The following is a 21,896-nucleotide window of genomic DNA, read 5'->3' on the forward strand; positions in this document are numbered from 1 at the left end:
CGGTCTCTTCCGGCGCTTCCAGCTGCTGGCACGCCTTATGCCTTGCTTTGCGGGAGCTGTGTGTACTGCGCGAGCTGCCGCTCCAACTCCGTGCGGACGTCGGTGCAAAGTTTCCCCGTGCGGGCCCAGTCGATGATCAGTTCCGACACGTGACGGATTTTGATGTTCGTCCGCTGGGAGACCTCGCGCAGGACGTCCCATCCCTCTTCTGGTGTCAGCTGCCCTATGGCGAGGACGACTCCGATGGCCTGATCGACCACGGCGTGCGAGCGCATCGCTTCGTGAAGCTGGGCATTCTCGCCCTGCAGCTCCTCCACGAGTCCCTCGACACGTTCCTTCACGCGTTCCTCCAGCGAGTCCTGAGCAGCTGGATCCGATTCGTCGGTGGGCTACCGCCGCGCCTTCGCAGTTGCTCCCTGACCAGTCACCAGTTCTTGGCATTCTCTGCCCCGAACGTGCCGGAACCACCCCTGCGCAGGACCGTTCAGAGACCCAGATCACCGTGTCAGAGCAGCGGGAACGACCAGAAGACAGCCGGCGTCAGGGCCTGGCCCGTGTCCGGGCGCGCGCGGGCGCGTGCTGAGCTGCATGCTGCGGTGTGCCTGTTTTTTGAACGGCAGGGGTGAGAACCCGGTTCGGCTATGCGGCGGCGGTGCTGAGGAGGACGTCGGCGGTGATGCGCTTGCCGACGGGCGTCTGCTCCACGGTGACGGTGCGGGCGAGGGCTGTGACGATCTCCAGGCCGTGCTGGCCGATGCGTTCGGGATCCGGGTTCTTGGCGGCTGGCAGGACGGGGTTGCTGTCCCAGATTTCGACCCGCAGGACGGGGCCGGTGATCCGCAGGTGCAGAAGGGCCGGTCCGGGGGCGTACTTGCGGGCGTTCGTGACGAGTTCGCTGACGATCAGCTGGACGATCTCCACCGCGGCGCTTGCCACCGGGACGCCGTAGTCGTCGCGTACCTTCGTCAGGAAGGCGGCTGCGAGGTGGCGGGCTTGAGCGATGCGGGAGGCGTCGCTGTCCAAGGCAAACGAGGCTTCCAGCGGTGGGGCAGTGTCGGGCCGTTCACCGGCGCCGTTCCTAGGTGGTTCGTCCATTTCCGCCCGCTTCCGTCGCCCTGCCGGTTACCCCCACGGGCACTGCGTATGCCAGGTCGGCACGTTACCTGTGGCACAGCCAGGTGGATGCGGCACCCGTAGGATGTGGTGCTTCGGGGGTTCCGTATGGAGGCGCTGGCCTGTTACCGCAGAGGTTTTTGAAAAACACGTGGCAGACATGCATGAGACAGCTGAACAGTCCGGCCGCTTGTCGATCACCCGGAGCATCACCGCGGACATCCGTGTCCTGATCCTGAGCGGCGAGATCGACGCAGACAACGTCGGCCTCCTGGCCGAGGCCCTTCAGATAGACGGCAACGGCCCGGTCCAGCTGGTCCTCGACTTCAGCGCGGTCACTTTCATGGATTCCAGCGCCATCAGCGCCCTGGCCGTCGCGCGCCGCGACGCCACGTCGGCTGGCGGCTGGATCCGGATGGCGGCCCTGACAGCGCCGGTGCAGCGAGTCGTCGAAATCGTATGCCTCGACACGATCATCCCTTGCTACCCCACGCTCTCCCAGGCCCTCCTTCCTTGAGCTGGGGGCATCGTGCACCGACAGGACACGGAGCGACTGCTGTCCGTGCATTCCGTGCGGATGCCCCCAGGCCGGCATGACGGCGGCGCAGTACGCCCGAAAGTCGCCCCGCGTCGTGCGAGAGGGCGTTGAAGGCGTCGGGCTGAAGAGACGGCGAGCGCCTGGGCTGATGCTGGGGTGGACGGTGAACATGCCAGTCGTGCCGGTAGGTCCAGGTGCCGCTGGAACGAAGGGCTGATCGGGCCTCCAAGGGGGACGTCGTGAGCGCTGCGGGCGTTGATCAGCAGGGCCCAGCCGCAATCAGCCTCCGAGGGCCGCAGGGGAGCGCCCTCGGCGGCCATCGAGCCTCCGGAGGGAGGCCCTCTCTTGGTCGCCACCATCGCCGGCGGCCTGTCAGCCGTCGGCGCCGTGGCCTGGCCCAGATGCCTCGGCGGCGTGTCCCACCCAGCGAGGGTAGGACACGCCGCCGGTCTGTGCGGGGAGCCGGGTTCAGTCGGTGGTGAGCATGCCTTGGCGGAGTTTGGTGAGGGTGCGGTTGAGGAGGCGGGAGACGTGCATCTGGGAGATGGCGAGGTGTTCGCCGATCTGGGCCTGGGTGCATTCGTCGACGAAGCGCATGTGGATGATGCGCCGTTCGCGGTTGTCGAGTTCGGCGATCATGGGGGCGAGGGCGTTGAAGTCCTCGACGAGTTCGAGGGCGTTGTCGTCGGTGCCGATGAAGTCGGCCGGCGCGGCTTCACCGTCGTCGCTGGAGCTGATGGTCGCGTCAAGGGAGGCTGAGCTGTAGCCGTTGGAGGCAAGGCGTGCTTCGTTGACTTCGTCCTCGCTGAGGCACATCAGCTGGGAGAGTTCCTTGACGGTGGGGGTGCGGCCGAGCCGGCTGCGGAGCTCCTCGGTGGCCTTGGCGAGATGGATCTGCGCTTCCTGCAGCCGCCTGGGGACATGGACGACCGCAGGTGCGTGTACCAGGCTTTCCGACGCTCCGTCCGCGCTCGGCCAGCCGGCCACCGGGCTGGTCCTCTCCCCGCACTACCCTCAAGCGCAGGCGATTTCTAAGCACGGTGCCCGACCTGTGTGCGCTCGTTCGACCACGAGGGCGGCTACATGGGTGCTGTCCGACCAGCCGCGGATCGAAACCCTTCACGGGACGGAACTCGGTCGACGGAGGGCAGGACTGTTCGCAGCCGACGCAGCAAGCCCGGCGTCGCCGCCGTTGGGCTCCCGGGTGGGGAGCCCGAGTCAGCCCGCGTACTTGCCGTGCTGGTTGACCTACCTGGTCGGCGGCCGTTCGCATCCTCCCTCAGCGGCTTCCGTCTCCGGCAGGCGAATCATCCGGGTTGACGCCGGTGTAGGCGGAGGAGTCCTTTGTGCCGCTGGGGCGGCGGGATTCTCCGCGGCGTCCGGTGTCGTGCATGCCTTCGGACTTTCCTCGGTCTTCGCCACTCGCGGTCAAGCTGTCTGAGGGTGTGCCCACTCCCGATGCCTCTTTCTCTTCCTTCTTAGGCACCTTGCGGGGCCTGTCGGGCTCAGGGGCGTACTTGTCGGGGTGGAAGCTGCGGTGGGCGCTGGGGTTCGGTTGCTGTGACTCGTCGTCCACGGACGGGCCCCAGCGCAGCTGACGCTCTCCCTCGGATTTGCGTGGTCCTGCTTCATCTGCAGGCTGCCTCGATGTCTTCGCCATTGCGGGACCTCTCGTCGTTGCACGTTGTGTGGTGGCTCTCCTCGCGATGCGGACTGAGCGCCGCATGCGCGGACAGCACAAGCGCCGAGTGTCCCGTCACGTGTGCGCAAAACGTGACATAGCGGCCCCGCCGGTCCTCCATGCCGTGCCGGTTTGCGGGGACGGGGCGTACTGCTGGAGCAGCTGGTCCAGATCCCGGCCGATGTCGGTCGGAACAGAGATCATCGGCACCGGGTTCGGCAACGTGACGGGCCTCGATGTCGGTCCGCTGGCAGGCCACTCTGTTGCCGGTCCGGAAGATGGCGTCGGTCTTGCTTGGGTTGCAGTGCTGGCGTGGGGGCCGGACTCCGCGTCCTGCCGGCCCCCACGCTGTTTGTCAGCCGGGCCAGGTTCCGGTCAGGCTGCGCGTAGTGGCGGCGCCGGCGCGGTCGACGGCGGCCTTGACCGCAGCGAAGATGGCGCCCTGGAGCGTCGCCGCCAGGAGAACCTCGCTCCACGTGCGGTCCTCGTCGGTGGCGTCGGGGGCGTCTTTGTCGTGACCGAGTACCTTCCATGCCTGTTTGAAAGCGGCCCCGGCGATCAGGCCGCTGACAGCGCCCAAGGCGAGCCCGACCGGTTTGTAGGCGATCTTCGAGGCTTTCATCTGCTCAGCCCTTCTTGCGGCGGCCGGCCAGCCACAGCACGGTGACGCCCGCGGCAGCAGCGACCAGCAGCACGGTTCGGTTGTCCCGCGCCAGCTGCGCGGACTGTGCCGCCTTCTGCCGCAGGGGTGCGGGCGCCTTCTCCTGCCACACCCGTCCGGCCCGAGCTGCCGTGGCGCGGACCTGCCCCGCCGTCTGGGCGGCTTTGTCCTTGACCGAGTCGGGCAGCTTGTCCTGGACCTGGGAGGTGGCCTTCGAGGCCTGGGTCTTGAGCTCCTCGGCCTTGACGGCGGCCTGCTCCTTCAGCTCGGCGGCTTTCTGCTGGGCACGGGTTTTGACGTCGGTCTTGTCCGCGAGGGCCTGGACGGTCTGCCCGAGCTCATGGCGGGTCTGCTCGACCTGCTCGCGGAGCTGTTCGGGGATGGGGGCGCTCTGCGGGTCGGCGGGCGTGTGGGTCATCGGTGTGCGCTCCTCTTGATCTCGGCCACGTCGGCCTTGACGTTCTCAATCGTGCTCTGGGGTGTCGGTGGGGCGGCCTTACCGGCCTGCTTCTTGCCGCTGAGGGCCAGGACCGCAGCGATCACACCGAGAGCGGCGGTGACGATCAGGGCCGCGGCCCACACCGGCAGCAGCAGCGCCATCGCTGCGATCACGCTGGCCACCAGTGCCTGGAGCGTCAGGAAGCCGACCAGTGAGGCACCGCCGAACAGCGACCCGCTCTTGCCGTAGCGCTTGCCCTTTTCCCTCATCTCCGCCTGCGCCAGCTTCATCTCGCCGCGCACCAGCTCGGTCAGCTGCTGCGAGGCCTGCTGCACCAGCTCGCCCACCGGCTCGTGTCCCACGTCGTGCGTATCTCGGCCCGGCCCGATGCCGTGCGGTTGGGTACTCGACACGCGATCACCTCCTGTTCTGTTTCGTTCCTGTCAGTCGGGTCGCGCCGCGGTGCCCCGGCCGTCGGATGAGTTGGCGAGTACCCCAAACCGTGGAGTTCAGGAGAAAAGCGATCTGCCGCGAACAGGTATGAGCTGCGGGGTTGGTGCGTGGCTGCTACAGCCGATGCCGCAGCAGCGGAAAAATGGCGGGTGAGCCAGGCGCTGGAGAGGCCGATCAGGGCGTCGGCCAGTGGCAACGTGGGGTGACGGCGGCGGTCAAGGCCACGACAGCCGGGGTGTGGCCGGAGGGGAAGGAGGAGGAGTCGGGCCGGTCCTCGGCCTCATCGTGCTCAATCCACTTCTTGGACGGGCGGGGCTGGTCGACCAACTGCTTGCACACACCGTTGGAGCCCCACTCCGCGACTGCGAGTGCTCCCGATCCGGAGCTGCGGACCTTTGTCCGCGCCGTTCGCCGAGCGCGTCCATCAGCCGCCGCAGCGCAGCGGCAGAGCGCCGCTACCTGCGCGTGCGCCCCGGTGAAGTCGGCACCACCAAGGAACAGCGGGTACAGGCCACCCGCGACCAGTGCGCCGCGGACCGTTCCCTAACGTCCTGGGCCTACAACCACGCCGCCACGCTGCGCCAGCTCGCCGGGACCATTACCGCCCTGCCGGATCTTCCCAGCACTGCTACGAACGCACTCGCGGCTATCCGCGCCGCACTCGGGCACAGCGACCCGGCCCAGCTTCATGGCCCCCTGTCCGAGGCAGGTCCTCACCCGCGCCCGGCTCATCCCGACCTCGCGGACCGCGTCACCGACATCGGCGGCCACACCCACGGGCTGCGCGAGAACGAGCACCGTCAGAGTTCCAACGGGCCGTGACAAGAGTTGCGGGAATCGACAGGTCGGGCGGCATCGCATGTTCGACTGCGCGATACCGACTGGCACCCAAGCCTGACTGGCGAGGTAGCCACGAGGTCGCAGGTAGCGGACCACCGAGGCACTCTTAGAGCGTTCGCCATTGACGTCGAACCCGGGCGCGTCCGAGGCGAAGGAACCATCACCGGTGACGTGAGCGACACCGGCGCCACAGCGATGTGGTGCCAATCGCCGGGTAAGGGCCTGCGCAGCCAGGTCCGAGCTGTACGCCGCAGTTGCTGAATCAGCCGTGTTGCGTGCTTTGAGGATGAGCCTGCGGATACTCAGACGCCTGCTGGCGCCCTCGACGACGATGTATGCAGGAGGTCCGTGTGACTGACCACCTCCTTACCCCGGAGCGGCGTACTGCGGACCTGTTCGCCGACTTCGTCAAGCGCGACGCCCCTGGCGTGCCGCTGCCGGGCCGGTCGACGGCGCGCCGTCTTGCTGCCCTCACCGCTCTGGGACGGCAAGACCTGTCCCTGGCGCGGCTCGCCGAGGGGCACCTGGACGCTGCGGCTATCCTGCACGAACTGGACCATCCCCTGCCCGCTGCAGGGGAGCGGTGGGGAGTCTGGGCCGCACGCCCACCGGGCCCTGGCGTGCACGCGACACGCACGGACCAGGGATGGAGGGTCACCGGCGTCAAGCCCTACTGCTCCGGTGCCCGCACCTGTACCCATGCGCTGGTCACCGCAGACGCCGATGACGGCTACCGTATGTTCGCCGTCGCACTCGAGCACCCGGGCGCGGCGCCGGTGGAGGGGACGTGGCCGGCGATCGGTATGGCCGGCAGCGACAGCCTGGACATGTCGTTCACGGACGTGCCTGCGCGAGCCGTCGGTGGGGTGGAGGGCTATTTGACGCGGCCCGGTTTCCAGCACGGGGGAATCGGCGTGGCGGCATGCTGGCTCGGCGGCGCCCACGCCGTTGCTGCGCCGCTGTACGAGCGAGCTGTGGCAGGGCGGTTGAACGAGCACGCAGCAGCTCACCTCGGAGCGGTCGACCTTCTGTTGCACACGGCCGACGCCGTGCTGCACCAAGCGGGCCAGGACATCGACGCCGACCCCCTCGACGAACGCGAGGAAGCACGGGTGCGCAGCCTGCGCGTGCGGGCCCTGGCCGACAAGGTGTGCACCGAGGTCGTGGAGCATGTAGGGCGTGCCACGGGTGCCGGGCCGTTGTGTCACGACGAACGGCACGCCCGCGCCGTGGCAGATTTGACGGTCTACGTGCGCCAGCACCATGCCGAGGCGAATCTGGCCGAACTCGGCCGCCTGGCGACCACGGGCCCGGCAGAGGCGGCACGATGAGCACGCCACAGACCGCTGGCGCTGCGAGGCAGGCCGCCGCCGCAGCGATTGACGCGCAGGGCACCGACGAGGCCGAGTGGCAGCAGGCGCTACTGCCAGACCACCTGCCACACCTGGTCCTCCCGACAGGTCCCGTCGTCGTGGTGGCTGCCCACCCCGACGACGAGGTCTTGGGATTCGGCGGCACCATCGCCGCCCTTCTCCATGCCGGTGCGGCGGTCCACACGGTGTGCTTGAGCGACGGGGAAGCCTCCCACGGTTCCGCGACGCCGTTGGCCCAGGCGCAGCTGGCTGCCCGGCGCCGCACCGAACTGACCGCAGCGCTGGGCGAGCTCGGCGATCTGCCTGCCCCCGTGCATGCCGGTCTGCCCGATACGGCCCTCAATGAACACGAGCACCACGCGCAAGCCGTGATCGGCGAACTTCTCGATACCGTCGGGGCCGCCGTGTGCATGGCGCCGTGGGAGGGCGACCTGCACAGCGACCATGAGGCCGCCGGTCGAGCCGCCAAGCGCGCCGGCCGCAACCGCTCCACGCCGGTGTGGTCCTACCCGGTGTGGATGTGGCACTGGGCCCGACCAAGCGACCCCCGCGTGCCATGGCACCGGGCCTCTGTTCTCCCTCTGTCTGAAGCCGCGATCGACCGCAAGAAGGCAGCCCTGGCACGGTTCACCAGCCAACTGGAGCCACGCGGCTTCGGCACCGCGCCGGTGCTGCCGGCGCAGGAGATCGCCCACCACACCCGCACCTTCGAGACGGTGATCCGGTGAACACCCCCGCAAGCTACTTCGACAGCCAGTACGCCCACGCCGCCGACCCCTGGCACCTCGGAGAGCGGTGGTACGACCGCCGCAAGTACACCCTGACCGTCGCGGCTCTGCCCCGCCCCCGCTACCTGCAGGCCTTCGAGCCCGGCTGCTCGATAGGCGTGTTGACCGAACTCCTTGCCGCCCGATGCGACCACCTGCTCTCCGCCGACCGCGTCGCGTCGGCCGTCGAAGCCACGGCTCGGCGCACCACCGGCTTGGACCATGTCGCGGTGCGACGGATGAGGGTGCCCGACCAGTGGCCTGAGGACTCGTTCGACCTGGTCGTGCTGTCGGAACTCCTCTACTACTTCGACACCAGCACCCGTACACGGCTGCTCCACCAGAGCGTGGAGAGTTTAAGGGAGGCCGGCCATCTGGTCACGGTGCACTGGAACCACCCGGTGGCCGAGCACACCTGCACGGGCCGCGACGTCGCCGACCACCTCGACACCCTGACGGGCCTGAGCCGACTGGCCCGCTACGACGATCCCGACTTCACCCTCACCGTCCACGAACACAGCACACGTCCGGGCCCGGTGCTCTCTCCTGCCCGCGCGGAGGGTCTCGCGTGACGCCCTCAGCTGTGGCCGTCGTCGTCCCCGCGCACAACGAAGAACACCGTATCGCTGCCTGTCTGCGGAGTCTGCATGCGGCCGCCGCGCAAGCGGCGCCGACGCCCGTCGTGATCGTGGTGGCAGCGGACGCCTGCACGGACGCCACAGCGACTCTGGCAACCCGCGGGGAGCCCACGTCGTGAAGACCCGTAGCCGCAGTGTCGGAGCTGCGCGGGCTGCGGGCATCGAGCACGCGCTGGAGCTGCTGGCAGACGCGGGCCCGGATGTGTGGCTGGCCATGACGGATGCCGACACCACCGTGCCCGCAGCATGGCTCACCCACCAGGCCACCTGGGCGCGGCGAGGCTACGACGCCGTCCTGGGCACCATCCGCCTCGCACCGACCGCGGCCAACGCCCTCCTCGTGGCCCGGCACGACGCTGGCTACTTCCGCGCCCGTCGGCTCAGCGGTGCACAGAGGGAGTGGGAGCACCCGCACGTTCACGGGGCGAACCTGGGTGTGTCCGCTGCGGCCTACCTGCGGGTGGGCGGCTTCGCCCCCCTGCCCACCGGCGAAGACCGTGACCTCGCAGTGCGGCTGTCCGCGGCGGGCCATCGCATCGCCCGCACCGACCAGCACCCCGTGCGGACCGCCGCCCGCCTGCGCGGGCGGGCCCCCGGTGACCTTGCGGACCTCCTCGCCTGCCGCACTGTGTCCGCCCGTCACAGCGGTCCCACACCACTGGACCTCGTGCGACTGGCTTGACGCCGGGTATCAGGAGACGCGCGGTTCGGTGAGGCCGGCGGCGGCCAGTGTGTCCTCCCGAAGCGGGCTGATGAGGTGATACGGCCTTCAGATGGCGCTCCCGGCGATAGAGCCGCGCTGAGAACCGGCAGGCTCACGCACGTTCCGCTGGCTGGCTCGGAGGGACTGCGGTGGTTGTGTCCTCCCATCACGGGTACCAGGAGGGGGCAAACCATATGAGATCAGGCGAGATCAGGAGAGATAGCTATGGCTTCCCAAGCCGCCCCCCGCTACACCGTCCCGGGCCTCACGGTGCAGGACGCCGGCTCGCTCATCGAGGTGCTTCAGCAGCGCCTGCACGCCCTCAATGATCTCCACCTGACGCTCAAGCATGTGCACTGGAATGTGGTGGGCCCGCACTTCATCTCCGTGCACGAAATGCTCGACCCGCAGGTCGACCGTGTCCGCGACATGGCCGATGACGTCGCCGAGCGTCTGGCTGCCCTGGGGGGCGTCGCCCACGGCACTCCGGGCGCGCTGGTCGAAGAGCGCTCCTGGAAGGACTACAGCGTGGGCCGTGCCGACGCCATCGCCCATCTTGGCGCGCTCGACCTCGTGTACACCGGAGTGATCGAAGATCTGCGCGCCGCGATCAAGACAGTGGGGGAGACCGACCCGGCCACCGAGGACCTGCTGATCGAGCAACTGCGTGACCTGGAGCAGTTCCAGTGGTTCGTACGGGCGCACTTGGAGACCGCGGGCGGGGCCCTCGCCACGGCCGGCGCCACCACCGAGAAGCAAGCCGCCAAGCAGGCCATTGACCGGTGACATCGACAGCAGGGGCGGTGTGGATGGGTAGCGACCGGATCAGCTCGTCACGGCCCTCGCACGAGCGCCTCCCCACGCGCGATCGCGCTCCGCGGACACCCATACAGGCGCAGGCCGGGTTCCAGGAGCGTCAGGACGCCATGAGCGATGTGGCGCGCGACAACTGAGCCACGCCACGCGGACTTCGGGACAAGGGAAAGGCGCACGATCATGTCCGACAAGCCGCTCAACGGTCACCGGGTGTTGGTACTCGTCACCAACTACGGAGTCGAGCAGGACGAGTTGCTGGTACCGGTCCGCCGACTACGGGAGGACGGCGCGGACGTCACCATCGCGGCCGTGACCCCAGACCCCATCCAGACACTGGTGGGCGACCGGGACCCCGGCGAGACGGTGGAGCCCACCACCACGCTCGAGACACTCGATCCCGGCGCACACCAGCTGCTGCTGATCCCTGGCGGCACCATCAACGCCGACCAACTCCGCCTGCAGCCCAAGGTTCTCGAGACGATCAGGGCGTTTGCGGCGTCGGGTCGCCCGATCGCTGCGATCTGCCACGGACCCTGGGCACTGGTGGAAGCCGACGTCTTGAACGGCAAGACGCTGACCTCCTATCCCTCAGTGCGTACCGACGCCCGCAACGCAGGTGCCAAGGCCTGGGTTGACGAAGCTGTCGTGAGCGACAGTGCCAACGGCTACACCCTGGTCACATCCCGGACGCCGAAGGATCTCGACGACTTCCTTGGCGCCGTCAACAAAGCCCTGGTCGGTTCCTGAGGGCAGGGGCGTTGAAGTGTCGTCATAGGGTGATTTACGCTGATTCGGGGTACACGGCACTCATGATCGACGAAGCGCAAACCATGCTGGCCGTTTCCTCCGTCGGCGTTCTTTGGCTAACGGCGGCGGGCGTCGCTGTGGTCGCCGTCCTCATCGCAGCGTTCGTCGTCGGAGGTCGGCGCGCCGCCCAGCGCAAGGTGTCCACCTCCGCGCCCGGGGTCGAACAGGCCCGCCGAAACTTGGCTGACCCCGCACAGCGCGGCGAAGGATGGAGCACTCCCGACGACGACCCCGAGCAGGGTCACCCCCGCCGCTGACCATCTTCTGCCCAGTACCGGCCGTGCCGTGCGCGGCCATGCCTTCCTTCGTCCACCCCATGAGGAGCTGGGCGCCTTCTCGGAGCTGCTGAGGTCGCGGCTACGTCGGCGGTGAAGAAGCGGATGAGTGCGGCGGCCGCGGGCTTGTCCGCGTCGCAATCCCTGCACAGCTCCGGCAGGATCGGCAGCCCGCCAGTGTCCTTCTTCAGTATTTCGCCGTGGCGAGGAGGCGGTCACCGACGCAGCGTGAGCAGAGTCGCAGCTCCTGGTCGCCCACGAAGAAGCGCGAAGGCTGGCCGGTTCAAGTGGACGGGGTCCTTGTGAGTTCGGCGGGTAGCCTACTTGCTCTGTTTCTGTTGAGTCCGTTGATCCTTCTTCCGCGTGCCGAAGCCGTGACTGGCCTTGGAGACGGTCTCGGTGCCCTTGACGGACTGCGCCCCCTGCCGGCGATCACCCGCCAACCATCGTTGACGGGTCTCCCTGCGCCCAACCCTTCGGCCATCACGCTGTTTCCACCGGCGCTGGTACAACCCGACCGGGCGGGTAGGCGCCTGGGTACGGGGAACAAGGGCGCCATCACCACGGCCAGCAACGCCGCCCCGGTGGTCGTGACACCTCCGGTGGGCCGCATACTCGTTGCTCGCCTGTCCGTGCCGTGAACTGGGACGGGTGCACCGAGGGCACGAACTGGAGGGACTGATGGGGGACATGAAGGTCGCGAACGAACCGGTCATACCGGCAGAGGTGGAAAGTCCGGCTCTACGGGCCCAGCCGACCGGACGCTTTGCGCTATGGCTGCTGCATCACCGGGTGCAACCGGTCGGACCAGCGGCAGGCGAGGGACCCGCCGAGCAGCACGCCTGGTGGAAGGTGATGTGCCTGACCGGGGTCGACTACTTCTCCAGCCTGGCCTACGTCCCGGCGATCGCCGCCCTCGCGGCAGGAGCGGTCTCGCCCCTGGCGACGCTGTTGATCGTGGCGCTGACCTTGGTGGGGATGCTGCCGATGTACCGGCGGGTGACTCATGAGAGTCCCAACGGAGCGGGGTCAGTGGCGATGCTGGAGGATCTGCTCCCGTTCTGGCGGGGCAAGCTGTTCGTCCTGGTCCTGCTCGGATTTGTCGCCACGTCGTGGATCATCACGATCACGCTGTCGACGGCGGACGCTTCCGTGCATGTAGTGGAGAACCCCTACTTCCCGCATGCGCTGCACGGCCACGAGGTTGCCCTCACCGTGGCGCTGCTGCTGGTGCTCGGTGGGGTGTTCCTGCTCGGGTTCAGCGAAGCGGTCAAGGTGGCCATCCCCCTGGTCGCGGCCTTCCTGGTGCTGAACGCGGCTGTCATCGGCGTCGGTCTGGTGGACGTCTTCACCACGCCGGGCGCGTTCTCGGCCTGGACGGACGCCCTCGGCGACGGCGGAGGCGGTCTCGGAGATCTGGCAGGGCCCGCACTCCTCGCGTTTCCCCTGCTGGTGCTGGGCCTTTCCGGTTTCGAGACGGGTGTGAGCATGATGCCTCTCATCTCCGCGGAAGGCAGCGATCTCGAGGAGCAGAAGCAGGCACGGATCCGCAACACCCGGCGGCTGTTGACCACCGCCGCGCTCGTCATGAGCGTCTACCTGATGGCCGCGAGTTTCGTGACCACGGTCCTCATCCCGCACAAGGAGTTCGAGTCCGGCGGCGAGGCGAACGGCCGGGCGCTGGCCTGGCTGGCGCACGAGAAGGTCGGCGAAGTGTTCGGCACCGCCTACGACATCAGCACCATACTGATCCTGTGGTTCGCGGGCGCGTCCGCGATGGCAGGGCTGATCAACATCGTGCCCAGATATCTGCCCGACTACGGCATGGCCCCGGAATGGGGACGCGCGGTACGCCCCGTCGTGATCGTCTACACCGCTCTCTGCGTCATCATCACCATCGCGTTCGGTGCCGATGTCAACGCCCAGGCCGGCGCCTACGCCACCGGCATCCTGGCCATGATGGTCTCCGGAGCGTTCGCCGTCACGGTTTCGGTCGTCCGCAGTCGCCGACGCTTCGCCGGTACAGGATTCGCGCTCCTCACCGCCGTCTTGTTCTACGCGCTGATGGCCAACATCGTCGACAAGCCCGACGGCATCGCCATCTCGGGCATGTTCATCGCCGGCATCATCGCGGTGTCGCTGATCTCCCGGGTCTCACGCACCACTGAACTGCGCGCCGACCGGATCGTGTTCGACGACGAAGCCCGCCGGTTCATCACCGACACGCTCGCACACGACAACGCCATCAACATCATCGCCAACCGGCGACAGTCCGGCGACAGCGCCGAGTACGCCCACAAGGAGCGGGAGCAGCGCGGTACCAATCCGGTGCCCGGCCCGGCCGACGTGCTGTTCCTGGAAATCGATGTGGTCGATCCGTCCGACTTCAGCGAAACCCTCTCCGTTCACGGGGTCGAGGTGGACGGCTACCGCGTCCTGCGGGCCGAGGCCCCGGCCGCTCCGAACGCGATTGCGGCGATCCTGCTCGCTCTGCGCAACGCCACCGGTGTCCAGCCGCACTGCTACTTCGCGTGGGCCGAAGGAAGTCCCTTGCGGCACATGTTCCGCTACTTCCTCCTGGGCCGCGGCGACACCGCCCCAGTCACCCGTGAAATCATCCGCAGCAACGAACCCGACCCTGACCGCCGCCCAGGCATCCACGTCGGCGGATGAGCTCGGGGCCGTACTTCGTGATTCGAGCTGGCCAGACCGGTTCCCGCTCTCGCGCCGGAGAGCCTCAGCCCGCTGTTCCTTGTGAGTGGGCCTGCAGATCACGGTGCCAGGAGGGCATGTGCTCGGCTACCAGGGCAGCGTGATCGAAGCCGATACAGGGGATGAGCCCACGGCGTCGCTGTCCTCGGGCGCGTGCGCGACTGGTCGGCAGTTCTTTCGGCCGTAAGGCCAACTCCACACGGATGGAGAACCAGTTCGCGTCGCCTGCCTACTGCGCCTCCGACGTGGGCTGCCGCCGCTGACCCACCCGCCGTCCGGCAGAGCCAGCCGACGGCCACCGTCTCGATGCTGTAGAACCGGCGCTGTTCGCCAACGTGCGAGGGGTGGCGAACGCCGCCGGTTCGCTGTGGGCGGGTGTGGTTTGTTGGAGGTGAGCATGCCTTCGCGCAGTTTGGTGACGGTGCGGTTGAGCAGGCGGGAGATGCACAGTCGGGAGGCGCCGAGGTTCGCCGATCTGGGCCTGGGCAAGTTCGTCGATGAAGCGCATGGGGATGATGCGCCGCTCGCGTTCGTCGAGTTCGGCGATCATGGAGCGCTCATGAGATGCGGATATCCCAGATGATTCGATACGCATCGCCCAGCATCCAACAGTCATTCTTCGCCTTCGTCGAGGCGGCGCAGGTCTTCCTCGTCCCATGTCCGGGTGTCGCGCGGCTGGGTGTAGGGCTCGGTCTCGGGCGGCATGCCGCCGGCGATGGCCCGCTGGCGTACCGCCTCGGCGTCGAACTCCAGGCCGAGGAGGATGGCCAGGTTGCTGATCCACAGCCACACCAGGAAGACGACGACGCCGGCCATCGTGCCGTAGGTCTTGTTGTACGAGGCGAAGTTGGCCACGTAGAACGCGAATCCGGCGGAGGCGATCATCCAGATCACCAGGGCCAGGAAACTGCCCGGAGTGATCCACTTGAAGCCCTTCACCTTCGCGTTCGGGCTCGCCCAGTACAGGATCGCGATCATCACCGTGACCAGCGCGACCAGGACCGGCCACTTGGCGATCGACCACACCGTCAGCGCGGTGTCCCCGACCCCCAGCGCCGTGCCCACCTGGCGGGCCACGCCACCGGTGAAGACCACGATCAGCGCACTGACCACGGCCAAAACCATCAGTACGACCGTCACACCGACACGCACCGGCAGGATCTTCCACACCGGACGTCCCTCCGGCATGTCGTAGATGGCGTTCGCGGCACGGATGAACGCCGCGACATAGCCGGAGGCCGACCACACCGCCACCACCAGAGCGACGATCGCGACGATGGAGCCTAGGCCTGCGTTGCCCTGCAACTGCTCCACGGCGCGGGTGATGATGTCGCGGGCCGAGCCGGGGGTGAGCTGCTTGAGATTGTCCAGGACCTTGTCCGTGGTCGACTTTCCGGTGATGCCCAGCAGGGAGACCAGGACCAGCAGGGCGGGGAACAAGGAGAGCACGCCGTAGTACGTCAGTGCCGCCGCCCGGTCGGTCAGCTCGTCCTTCTTGAACTCCCGCAGGCTCCCGGTGAGCACCTTGCCCCACGCCCGCCGGGGCAGCTGCGTCGGCGTGTCCGGCGCTCGCTCCTCCACCTCGGGTCCGGGTCCGGCCTCCTCAGGTGTCGGCACATCGACATCTTTTTGTTCTTTCCATCCTGATTTCGCCATGTCCTGCCGAGTACCCCAGCTCATGGCGTTGAACGACGATCCGAAGCGCCAAAAGCAGAGGCCACCCCCAGGTCATCGCAGTAGACACTGGGCGAAGGTGGCAGCAGGATCGGGCAGGTAGGAGAGAACGCGTGCTGGGACAGAACGCTGCCCCCCCGTATCGGATCTGTGGGGAACCTGCGGACTGCCGGGCAGCGGTCAGCCCGGCTGCATCGATGCGCTCGCTCCGCCCGAGGATGTCGATGTCCGGCACTGTCCGCCTGATGGATCGATATCAGGGGGAGTGAGCGCTGCTGTGCTCTGGTTGACCAGCGTCATCCGTTCAGGCGCCGCCTGCAACGCCGCATCCATGCCATCTCACTACCGCACGCAGTCGACAGCAATGGCCTTCTACAGACCACCCCACCCGCGCCAACCCACACTGCCCACCACGATCACTGCAGACCGTTTCGGTGAGAGTCGAAATGAGACCTTGCTGGAGTAATGAGTGGCCAGGGCCTGCTGCTCGGGGTGGTGAGGTCGTCGGCTCGGGTCGGGGAGGGCGACCAGTCGTCGACGACGGACAGACGGCACACCTTTGCGGTGTTTGCAGGTGAGAGCCGGGGGTACTCGGGGGTTCGTGCGTCGGATCGGAGACGCAGGCTGTGGAGCGCTTGTTGCGACTTTCCTCGGCGGGCCAGGCGTGACCGCGCGGCGAACCTCCGGCCATCCGTTCGTGCCGGTTCCGAAGTGGTACCGGCACGAACCTGAGCAAACCGTTCAAGGGTGATTTAGCATGGTGTCCGACATGACGGCCCGCCGATATCGCCGACAAAGTCCCACCCACCCCGCGTCTGGCGAGGCCCCGATCGTTTCGAGGCGTCATTCCCAAACCAGCCCGGTCGGTGCTGCCGCGCTCTTCGCGCGGCTATGGACCTGGGCGAGGGACTCGAGCGTGAGGCGGTGCGCTCTGAGCTGTTGTGTAGGCGGCTGCCCATGGCGCACCGGATCGCCAGCCGCTTCCGCGACCGCGGCGAGGATGTCGACGAACTCGGGCAGGTAGCTGTGCTCGGCCTGGTCAAGTCCATCGACCCAGCCCCCATCAGGGTGCCTTCGGAAAGTTGTGCGATCCCGACTGTCAGCGGAGGGGTGAAGCGGCACTCCCGGGACCGGACGTGGGCTGTTCGGGTGCCCCGCCGGATAGAAGAGCTGCGCCACCAAGCACGTGTCGCATGCTGCAAGCTCACTGAGCACCCCGACACCGCACCCGCCCGCACCGGCTCACGGAGGAAGAAGTGACGGCGGGTTTGGAGGCGTTGGAGAGCTACGACACTCTCTCGCTGGACGTCGAACTGACCGTAGGCGACGACGGGTACCGCATCGGCGACACCCTGGGCAGGCCCGCCTCCTCGTTCGACGTCGTCGACCGCGAGCCGGCCACGAAGCCGCGGCAACTACCCGACCGGGAGCGGGCCACTTTCTACCTGCGCCTCTTCGAGGGCATGACGCAGAGCCGCATAACTGACCGATTCGGTATCTCGCATAGCAAGTGTCCCGGCTCATCACGCGCAGTTGCGCTCGTGCACGCAAAAGAGGCGCTGGAACAGTGACCCAGCGACCTAGACCGAAACGGGGGCGACCGTTGGCGAGTGAGCCGCTGGCCCCAAGCCAGGACCGACAGCGGCCTCACCCTGGTGATACCGATCGCTCGCTGGCCGCTACCGCGACTTGGGGCGCCGAGGATTCTGCAGCTGCCGATGAGGCGGCGGCGGTACAGAAGCAAGCGGGTCGGCCGCGGCACGCGTGGGCCGTCCACGCAGTCATCGATCAGGCTACGGGTGTCGTCATGGCGCTCGGGCGCCTGCGAGCGGATCAAGCCCGGACCGTCCTGACAGAAGTTTCCCAGCGCACCAACGTCACTCTGTACCGCATCGCCGAACTCCTCACCGCCTGGGCACACACCAGCGAACTCAACCTCGGTATCCGTATTGCCCTGGAGGAAGCCATCCGGCAACAGCACCGCACCCGTCGCTGACGGCTCGTAGCCGTCGTCGGCACGGGTTTGGTCGCGGATGCATCGCTCGGCCCCAAGCAAACCCTGTCGTTTCGTCACTCAGCCTGTAAGAAGAGTTGGTCTAGCCGACTGATCAGGTCGTTTCGGCGTTTGGACTGGTGAGTTCGGGTGGGTAGCCCTTGGCGCGCAGGAAGGCGTCCACGGCGAGAGCGACGATGTCGCCGTGCTGGATACCGGTGTCGGCGTTGTAGCGGCGGATGCGGTGCTGGAGCTGGAGGGCTTCGGGGACGGCGTAGTTCAGCTGGCTCCGGCTGGTGTGGCGGGTGTTGAGGATGATCTGGGTGTTGGGGTGGGGGACGAAGGGGTCGTCCGCGGAGTCGGACTGGGCTTCGAGGGCGTCGGCCAGGTTCCGTAGCAGGCGGACTTGGTGGGAGTGGTCGGGCACTGGTTGCTCCTGTCGGTTCGACTAGTCGAATGGTGATCCGCCTAGTCGACTATTGGCCTATTGAAATAGTCGGCAGGGGGCGGCCGGGAACGTGCTCTCGCGTTCCCGGCCACCTCTTGCCTTACGTGGGGTTGCGGTGCCGGGCCGTCAGAAGCCGCGGGCGGTGAGCCACTCGTCCAGCGCGACGGAGACGATGTCGCCCATGGGCAGGTGATCGAGTTCGTTGTCCAGCGCGAAGCGCTTGATCCGCTTCTTCAGCTTCAGCGCAGCGGGGACTGACGAGTCGAGGCTCTCGCGCGCGATGATGCGCTGGTTGAGAACGACGGCCGTCTCGGGAATCTCCATGGGACGGCCGGGACCGTGGGCCCACGGTGTCCCCTCGCCGGGCGCCGTCGGCGATCGCACGTCCTGTTCGTGGTAAGCCCCCGGAACATCGGTCCTGACCGGGAACGCTGTACCGCCTGCGGCCGGCTGAGCTGCCGGGCGAATTGCCACCTCGGCAGCCGAGGCCGCGGACGTGATGGGGACGGCCCGTGCTGCGAAACGGGTTCGGCCAGCGGCGGGGACTGGACCGCAGGTGCCGCGGACTCGGGAGCCGGGACCATAGGCGGCACCTGCCGCTCCATCGGCACCCCAGCGGCTTCCATACCCGCCTCGGAGGCGACGACGGCCGGGCGAGCCGGCTGACTGACGGCCGGCTCCTGCACGCCGCCGCTGGGCACGACCTCAACGGGCGGCGGGACGGAACCCTGCACCACCTCGGGCACCGTTTCGGTCCGGTCTTGTGCCGATCCTGCGACGGGAACCGTGGCAGGATCGGGCTGAACCTGCGGCGCGCTGGCAGCGGGACTGCCTTCGCCCTGGTCGGCGGCCTCTTCAGCAGCGAACTGCTCGGGCGTGAGCTCGGCGGTCGGCGGAGGGGGCGGCGGGGCCGACTTCTTGGCTCCGCCCAGGGTGCGACCACCTGCTCGGCGGGCGGGAGGCTTCATACGTTCGGTCATGCCGTCAGCTCCTTCATCAGCTCGGCGTACTCACTCAGCTCGGTCGGGATCTCGCCGAAGGCCTCCATGTAGTGCACCCACGAGTGGATGACGGTCTCGGCGAGCGGAAACGGCTCGTCCCGGTCCGGGCCGATGCCCTCGCTCTCACTGGGCTCCAGGAGCTTGTCCTTCGCTCGGCTGGGCAGGCTGGTGCGGTCGTCGGCCTTGACCATCACCACGTGGGCGGTGACGTTGCGCTGGTTGCGGGCGGCGGCGCGTTCGGCCTCGTCGAAGGTGGCCACCAGCTTGCGGCGCTCGATCTTGGTGGGGGCGACGGGCACGAGCAGCAGGTTCGCCTCGGTGACAGCCTCGTGGAACAGCTTCGCGCTGCCGCCGCCGGCGTCGACCACGATCGCACCGAACTCGGCGCGCTTCTCTCGGATGTACTCGGCGATGTCGTCGAACGGGTACCGCTCGACCACCAGGTTGGCCGGGATCTCGAAGCCTGCGGCCTTGGCGACTTTGAACCAGTCGTAGGCGGACTGGCTGGTGGCGTCCGCGTCCAGCAGCAGGGTGGGCAGTCCGAGGACGACGGCGTAGTAGAGGGCGATGAACCAGGCGGAGGTGGTCTTGCCGGTGCCGCCCTTGAGCATGCCGACGACGATGACGAACGCGTCCCAGACATGCTCTGTGGCCACGGCCAGGTTCTTGTGACGGGTGTTCTCGTTCACGTGTGCTTGATCTCCTGAAAACTGGAAGGTGCGTTGTCTCTGCGCGGGTTGTCGACGACGTCGACACCTGATGGGGCATGGCTGCATGCGGATGAGGGGGTGCCCTCGCTGCGCAACTGCAGCCCGGATGGCGGAAGGGCGGGGTGACGATCCGACCGGCACTGCCGAAGACGCCATTGCGGGTTGGGGCACTCATGACCGCTTCCTCGCCTGGCCAGCGGGACCGTGGCGGTGCTGGGCCCGCATGCGGGTGCCCGCCTGGTGCAAGAGCCGGTAGACCGTGCCGGCGGAGTAGTTGCACTCCTGGGCGAGTTTCGGGACCGTGGCCCCGGCTTCGTACTGCGCCCGCAGGGACAGCGCGAGCGCCTGCCGCTCAGCGGCCTGCGCTGCCGAGCGCATCCGCAGCGTCTGCTGCGTGGTGCGCACGGTGCCGCCGGCCTCGATCAGCAGACTTCGGGCACCACGCCTCGTCTCTCCCGCAGTTGCTGCGAGTTCGGCGAGAGTCGCGCCGTGCTCGTCGTACAGCGCACGAAGATGGGTCGCGAGACGTTGGCGCATTTGGGGGTCCTTGCGCAGCCGACGGGTTTGCCAGGAGGTGCGCATCGCGGTTCCGGCGTCGTGCAGCCGGTTGAGGACGGTGCCGTACGACAGGCCGCTGGCGGCGACGAGTTCGTCGACCGTGGCGCCGGACTCGTACTGCTCGCGAAGCGCTTGGGCGGTGACCTCATCGCTGTGACTGGCCGGGGTTGGAGGGGTTGGGTTCATGCTGCGGACTCCCATTCGCTGAGGGCTTCGGCATGGGCAGCGGCCAGCTCGTCGTAACTGCGCTGGTCGGCAGGGGTGATGAGGATCAGCCGTCCATCGGTGGCGATCCGCCAGTCGGGAGTGGCGCGGCCGGTGACCGGATCGAGGACGTGCCCGTAGGAGGTGTGCCACGCGGACGAGACTTCGTCGGGGCGTGGCGTGGGGACCAGGACCTGGCGGCCGTCGCGGACGATCACCACGGCTCTGCTGCGGTGCTCTGCAAGCCGGTTCAACGCCTCCCGGTACGCCGCGCGTTGGGCCGCGTGCAGGGCCTTGCGCTGGGTGGCGAGACCCGTGGTGCCGTATTGCTCTGCCACGGTGTCCCAGCCGTGTGCTGGCTCCAGGGCCGGGCAGGTATCAGCCTCGGGAAGGCTGTTACCGAGGCCCTCCAGAGCCCGGGGCGCGAGAGCCCAGGTCTCCCCGGTGTGGTGCACGAGACCGTGCTCGGCGAGGCGTCGCAGGGTCCGGTAGGTGGTCGCGCGGGAGACCGAGGACGTACCGACGAGCTCACCAACTGTCTGATCGGGTCGCTGGTGCAGAGCGCTGATGATCATGAGGGCGGCGCTGCCGAGGCCGTGGTGGGCGAAGGCGTCGTGGCCCATCAGACGGCCGAGGACGGTGGAGTCGATGTCGGCCGTCGTGGCCGTCTCAGGGGTGGTCCACTCCTCAAGTGCCGGGTCGGGGGGGGACTGAGTGGTCCGGAAACGAGACAGCGAAGTGGGGGCTCCGTGACTGGGGGTGCTGCCGTTGTCGAGGTACCAGGTCGAGCCCTCCCGGCCGTGGCCCACCCGCAGCCGGCGCAGCCAGCCCCCCGGTTTGAGGACCGTCTCGTAGACGACGCGCAGCGTCGTCCGGGAGATCCCGGCTTGCTCCGCGGTCTGCCGCTCACTGGCGTGATGCAGCGGACCGCCCGCGATCTCGGCGAAGTTCAGGTGTGCCCGCAGCACCCGCAGCGCGGTCCGTCCCCGCTCCCCGCGCCAGGGCGTGGTCTCGATGCGGTCGCGTAGCGCGGCGAGAATTTCGTACGCGTCGTGTCGCGACTCCAACGCCCTGGTGGTGCTGACCGCTTCAGAGGCGCTGTCCCAGACCCGGCGGATGTAGTCCAGAGCGCGCGACTGCCCGGAGCGCAAGGCGATGTGCCGGGCGTGCCGTCCGCCCTCGTGCTCAGGGTGCAGCAGCAGTTGGGTCAGCTGGTCGCCGGTGCCGCCGGCGCGGGCTACGTGGCAGGCGATGGCCGCGGTGATCCGGTGCCCGTGTTCGGCTGCGCCCTGGCGATCGGCGCGCAGGACAACGGCCCGGCCGCTGGAGTCGAGCCTGGTGTAACTGCCGCTCGCGTAGCGGCCGGTGAGGTCGCCGAGCAGGATCAGATCGGCCGCAGCCGAGGACAGTCGGGAAAGGCCCAGGGGACCGCGGAGGTGGGTGAGCTGTCGTTGGGGGAGTGGCTGGTGGGTGCTGTCTGACACGGTGGGGT

25 protein-coding genes and 1 pseudogene are annotated in these 21,896 nt (G+C 68.1%); 13 read left to right on the forward strand and 13 right to left on the reverse strand.

Annotated elements, in window-relative coordinates; genetic code table 11:
• Positions 1 to 35: 35 nt before the first annotated feature.
• Positions 36 to 341 carry an ANTAR domain-containing protein gene (locus N4G66_RS39220; RefSeq protein ID WP_261709077.1) on the reverse strand — a complete coding sequence of 102 codons (306 nt, stop codon included), beginning with the start codon at positions 339 to 341 and terminating at the stop codon, positions 36 to 38.
• 298 nt (positions 342 to 639) lie between these two features.
• The gene (locus tag N4G66_RS39225) at positions 640 to 1,023 is read right to left on the reverse strand and encodes an ATP-binding protein (protein ID WP_261709078.1); all 384 of its coding nucleotides are present in this window, start codon (positions 1,021 to 1,023) and stop codon (positions 640 to 642) included.
• Between the two features lie 280 nt (positions 1,024 to 1,303).
• On the opposite strand from N4G66_RS39225, the gene N4G66_RS39230 reads away from it, so the two are divergent.
• On the forward strand, positions 1,304 to 1,630 hold the full coding sequence (locus N4G66_RS39230) for an STAS domain-containing protein (RefSeq protein ID WP_261709079.1): 327 nt from the start codon (positions 1,304 to 1,306) through the stop codon (positions 1,628 to 1,630).
• Between the two features lie 489 nt (positions 1,631 to 2,119).
• Here the strand turns inward: N4G66_RS39230 and N4G66_RS39235 are convergent.
• From N4G66_RS39235 to N4G66_RS39250, 4 genes and pseudogenes are all read right to left on the reverse strand, one after another.
• A pseudogene (locus N4G66_RS39235) lies at positions 2,120 to 2,578 on the reverse strand (sigma-70 family RNA polymerase sigma factor); the annotation flags it as partial.
• Positions 2,579 to 3,687: 1,109 nt separating this feature from the next.
• Positions 3,688 to 3,954, reverse strand: a complete 267-nt coding sequence (locus N4G66_RS39240) for a DUF4235 domain-containing protein (RefSeq protein ID WP_261709080.1) — start codon at positions 3,952 to 3,954, stop codon at positions 3,688 to 3,690.
• A 4-nt stretch (positions 3,955 to 3,958) separates the two neighbouring features.
• Entirely contained in the window at positions 3,959 to 4,411 is a 453-nt protein-coding gene (locus N4G66_RS39245; protein WP_261709081.1) for a DUF3618 domain-containing protein, read from the reverse strand.
• Positions 4,408 to 4,779 (reverse strand): phage holin family protein, encoded by a 372-nt coding sequence (locus tag N4G66_RS39250; RefSeq protein WP_261709098.1) that lies wholly within the window; start codon positions 4,777 to 4,779, stop codon positions 4,408 to 4,410. Before N4G66_RS39250 ends, N4G66_RS39245 begins: the two co-directional genes overlap by 4 nt.
• A 571-nt stretch (positions 4,780 to 5,350) precedes the next feature.
• Between N4G66_RS39250 and N4G66_RS39255 the strand changes: the two genes are divergently transcribed.
• From N4G66_RS39255 to N4G66_RS39295, 9 genes are all read left to right on the forward strand, one after another.
• Positions 5,351 to 5,707, forward strand: coding sequence for a hypothetical protein (locus N4G66_RS39255; RefSeq protein ID WP_261709082.1), 357 nt, complete (start codon positions 5,351 to 5,353; stop codon positions 5,705 to 5,707).
• Between the two features lie 368 nt (positions 5,708 to 6,075).
• Positions 6,076 to 7,056, forward strand: a complete 981-nt coding sequence (locus N4G66_RS39260) for an acyl-CoA dehydrogenase family protein (protein WP_261709083.1) — start codon at positions 6,076 to 6,078, stop codon at positions 7,054 to 7,056.
• Positions 7,053 to 7,826, forward strand: coding sequence for a PIG-L deacetylase family protein (locus N4G66_RS39265; protein ID WP_261709084.1), 774 nt, complete (start codon positions 7,053 to 7,055; stop codon positions 7,824 to 7,826). The genes N4G66_RS39260 and N4G66_RS39265 overlap by 4 nt, the downstream gene beginning before the upstream one ends.
• Positions 7,823 to 8,437, forward strand: a complete 615-nt coding sequence (locus N4G66_RS39270) for a nodulation S family protein (protein WP_261709085.1) — start codon at positions 7,823 to 7,825, stop codon at positions 8,435 to 8,437. Before N4G66_RS39265 ends, N4G66_RS39270 begins: the two co-directional genes overlap by 4 nt.
• Positions 8,434 to 8,622 carry a glycosyltransferase gene (locus N4G66_RS39275; RefSeq protein ID WP_261709086.1) on the forward strand — a complete coding sequence of 63 codons (189 nt, stop codon included), beginning with the start codon at positions 8,434 to 8,436 and terminating at the stop codon, positions 8,620 to 8,622. The genes N4G66_RS39270 and N4G66_RS39275 overlap by 4 nt, the downstream gene beginning before the upstream one ends.
• Positions 8,619 to 9,185 carry a glycosyltransferase gene (locus N4G66_RS39280; RefSeq protein ID WP_261709087.1) on the forward strand — a complete coding sequence of 189 codons (567 nt, stop codon included), beginning with the start codon at positions 8,619 to 8,621 and terminating at the stop codon, positions 9,183 to 9,185. The genes N4G66_RS39275 and N4G66_RS39280 overlap by 4 nt, the downstream gene beginning before the upstream one ends.
• A 246-nt stretch (positions 9,186 to 9,431) precedes the next feature.
• Positions 9,432 to 9,992, forward strand: coding sequence for a DNA starvation/stationary phase protection protein Dps (dps, locus tag N4G66_RS39285; RefSeq protein ID WP_261709088.1), 561 nt, complete (start codon positions 9,432 to 9,434; stop codon positions 9,990 to 9,992).
• A 210-nt stretch (positions 9,993 to 10,202) separates the two neighbouring features.
• Positions 10,203 to 10,769: a DJ-1/PfpI/YhbO family deglycase/protease gene (locus N4G66_RS39290; protein ID WP_261709089.1), complete on the forward strand. Its 567-nt coding sequence runs from the start codon at positions 10,203 to 10,205 to the stop codon at positions 10,767 to 10,769.
• Between the two features lie 62 nt (positions 10,770 to 10,831).
• Positions 10,832 to 11,086 (forward strand): DUF6479 family protein, encoded by a 255-nt coding sequence (locus tag N4G66_RS39295; RefSeq protein ID WP_261709090.1) that lies wholly within the window; start codon positions 10,832 to 10,834, stop codon positions 11,084 to 11,086.
• On the opposite strand, the gene N4G66_RS46100 is transcribed toward N4G66_RS39295, so the two are convergent.
• Positions 11,071 to 11,298: a DUF6300 family protein gene (locus N4G66_RS46100; protein ID WP_391858964.1), complete on the reverse strand. Its 228-nt coding sequence runs from the start codon at positions 11,296 to 11,298 to the stop codon at positions 11,071 to 11,073. The genes N4G66_RS39295 and N4G66_RS46100 overlap by 16 nt on opposite strands.
• A gap of 487 nt (positions 11,299 to 11,785) precedes the next feature.
• On the opposite strand from N4G66_RS46100, the gene N4G66_RS39300 reads away from it, so the two are divergent.
• Entirely contained in the window at positions 11,786 to 13,777 is a 1,992-nt protein-coding gene (locus N4G66_RS39300; RefSeq protein WP_261709091.1) for an amino acid transporter, read from the forward strand.
• Between the two features lie 651 nt (positions 13,778 to 14,428).
• Here the strand turns inward: N4G66_RS39300 and N4G66_RS39305 are convergent.
• The gene (locus N4G66_RS39305; protein ID WP_261709092.1) at positions 14,429 to 15,472 is read right to left on the reverse strand and encodes a YihY/virulence factor BrkB family protein; all 1,044 of its coding nucleotides are present in this window, start codon (positions 15,470 to 15,472) and stop codon (positions 14,429 to 14,431) included.
• A 1,274-nt stretch (positions 15,473 to 16,746) separates the two neighbouring features.
• On the opposite strand from N4G66_RS39305, the gene N4G66_RS46105 reads away from it, so the two are divergent.
• Both N4G66_RS46105 and N4G66_RS39315 read left to right on the forward strand, forming a co-directional pair.
• Positions 16,747 to 17,061: a sigma factor-like helix-turn-helix DNA-binding protein gene (locus N4G66_RS46105; protein WP_391858963.1), complete on the forward strand. Its 315-nt coding sequence runs from the start codon at positions 16,747 to 16,749 to the stop codon at positions 17,059 to 17,061.
• Positions 17,058 to 17,486, forward strand: coding sequence for an ANTAR domain-containing protein (locus N4G66_RS39315; protein ID WP_261709099.1), 429 nt, complete (start codon positions 17,058 to 17,060; stop codon positions 17,484 to 17,486). Before N4G66_RS46105 ends, N4G66_RS39315 begins: the two co-directional genes overlap by 4 nt.
• Positions 17,487 to 17,598: 112 nt before the next feature.
• On the opposite strand, the gene N4G66_RS39320 is transcribed toward N4G66_RS39315, so the two are convergent.
• The 5 genes from N4G66_RS39320 to N4G66_RS39340 form a co-directional block, all read right to left on the reverse strand.
• Positions 17,599 to 17,910 carry a hypothetical protein gene (locus N4G66_RS39320; RefSeq protein WP_261709093.1) on the reverse strand — a complete coding sequence of 104 codons (312 nt, stop codon included), beginning with the start codon at positions 17,908 to 17,910 and terminating at the stop codon, positions 17,599 to 17,601.
• 147 nt (positions 17,911 to 18,057) lie between these two features.
• The gene (locus tag N4G66_RS39325) at positions 18,058 to 18,255 is read right to left on the reverse strand and encodes a hypothetical protein (protein WP_261709094.1); all 198 of its coding nucleotides are present in this window, start codon (positions 18,253 to 18,255) and stop codon (positions 18,058 to 18,060) included.
• A gap of 652 nt (positions 18,256 to 18,907) precedes the next feature.
• Positions 18,908 to 19,621 carry a ParA family protein gene (locus tag N4G66_RS39330; protein WP_261709095.1) on the reverse strand — a complete coding sequence of 238 codons (714 nt, stop codon included), beginning with the start codon at positions 19,619 to 19,621 and terminating at the stop codon, positions 18,908 to 18,910.
• A 192-nt stretch (positions 19,622 to 19,813) separates the two neighbouring features.
• Positions 19,814 to 20,386 carry a helix-turn-helix domain-containing protein gene (locus tag N4G66_RS39335; RefSeq protein ID WP_261709096.1) on the reverse strand — a complete coding sequence of 191 codons (573 nt, stop codon included), beginning with the start codon at positions 20,384 to 20,386 and terminating at the stop codon, positions 19,814 to 19,816.
• Positions 20,383 to 21,896 (reverse strand): helix-turn-helix domain-containing protein (locus tag N4G66_RS39340; protein ID WP_261709097.1); only part of this gene is annotated, 1,514 nt, incomplete at its 5' end. The genes N4G66_RS39340 and N4G66_RS39335, both read right to left, overlap by 4 nt.

Source organism: Streptomyces rhizosphaerihabitans (assembly GCF_025399795.1).
Taxonomy (GTDB): domain Bacteria; phylum Actinomycetota; class Actinomycetes; order Streptomycetales; family Streptomycetaceae; genus Streptomyces; species Streptomyces rhizosphaerihabitans.

What these genes read in the sequence shown, in the direction of transcription:
- N4G66_RS39240 (WP_261709080.1), bottom strand. Translation starts at nt 3,954, where the DNA reads ATGAAAGCCTCGAAGATCGCCTACAAACCGGTCGGGCTCGCCTTGGGC.
- N4G66_RS39245 (WP_261709081.1), bottom strand. Translation starts at nt 4,411, where the DNA reads ATGACCCACACGCCCGCCGACCCGCAGAGCGCCCCCATCCCCGAACAG.
- N4G66_RS39265 (WP_261709084.1), top strand. Translation starts at nt 7,053, where the DNA reads ATGAGCACGCCACAGACCGCTGGCGCTGCGAGGCAGGCCGCCGCCGCA.
- dps (WP_261709088.1), top strand. Translation starts at nt 9,432, where the DNA reads ATGGCTTCCCAAGCCGCCCCCCGCTACACCGTCCCGGGCCTCACGGTG.
- N4G66_RS39290 (WP_261709089.1), top strand. Translation starts at nt 10,203, where the DNA reads ATGTCCGACAAGCCGCTCAACGGTCACCGGGTGTTGGTACTCGTCACC.
- N4G66_RS39295 (WP_261709090.1), top strand. Translation starts at nt 10,832, where the DNA reads ATGATCGACGAAGCGCAAACCATGCTGGCCGTTTCCTCCGTCGGCGTT.
- N4G66_RS39300 (WP_261709091.1), top strand. Translation starts at nt 11,786, where the DNA reads ATGGGGGACATGAAGGTCGCGAACGAACCGGTCATACCGGCAGAGGTG.
- N4G66_RS39305 (WP_261709092.1), bottom strand. Translation starts at nt 15,472, where the DNA reads ATGGCGAAATCAGGATGGAAAGAACAAAAAGATGTCGATGTGCCGACA.
- N4G66_RS39325 (WP_261709094.1), bottom strand. Translation starts at nt 18,255, where the DNA reads ATGGAGATTCCCGAGACGGCCGTCGTTCTCAACCAGCGCATCATCGCG.
- N4G66_RS39335 (WP_261709096.1), bottom strand. Translation starts at nt 20,386, where the DNA reads ATGAACCCAACCCCTCCAACCCCGGCCAGTCACAGCGATGAGGTCACC.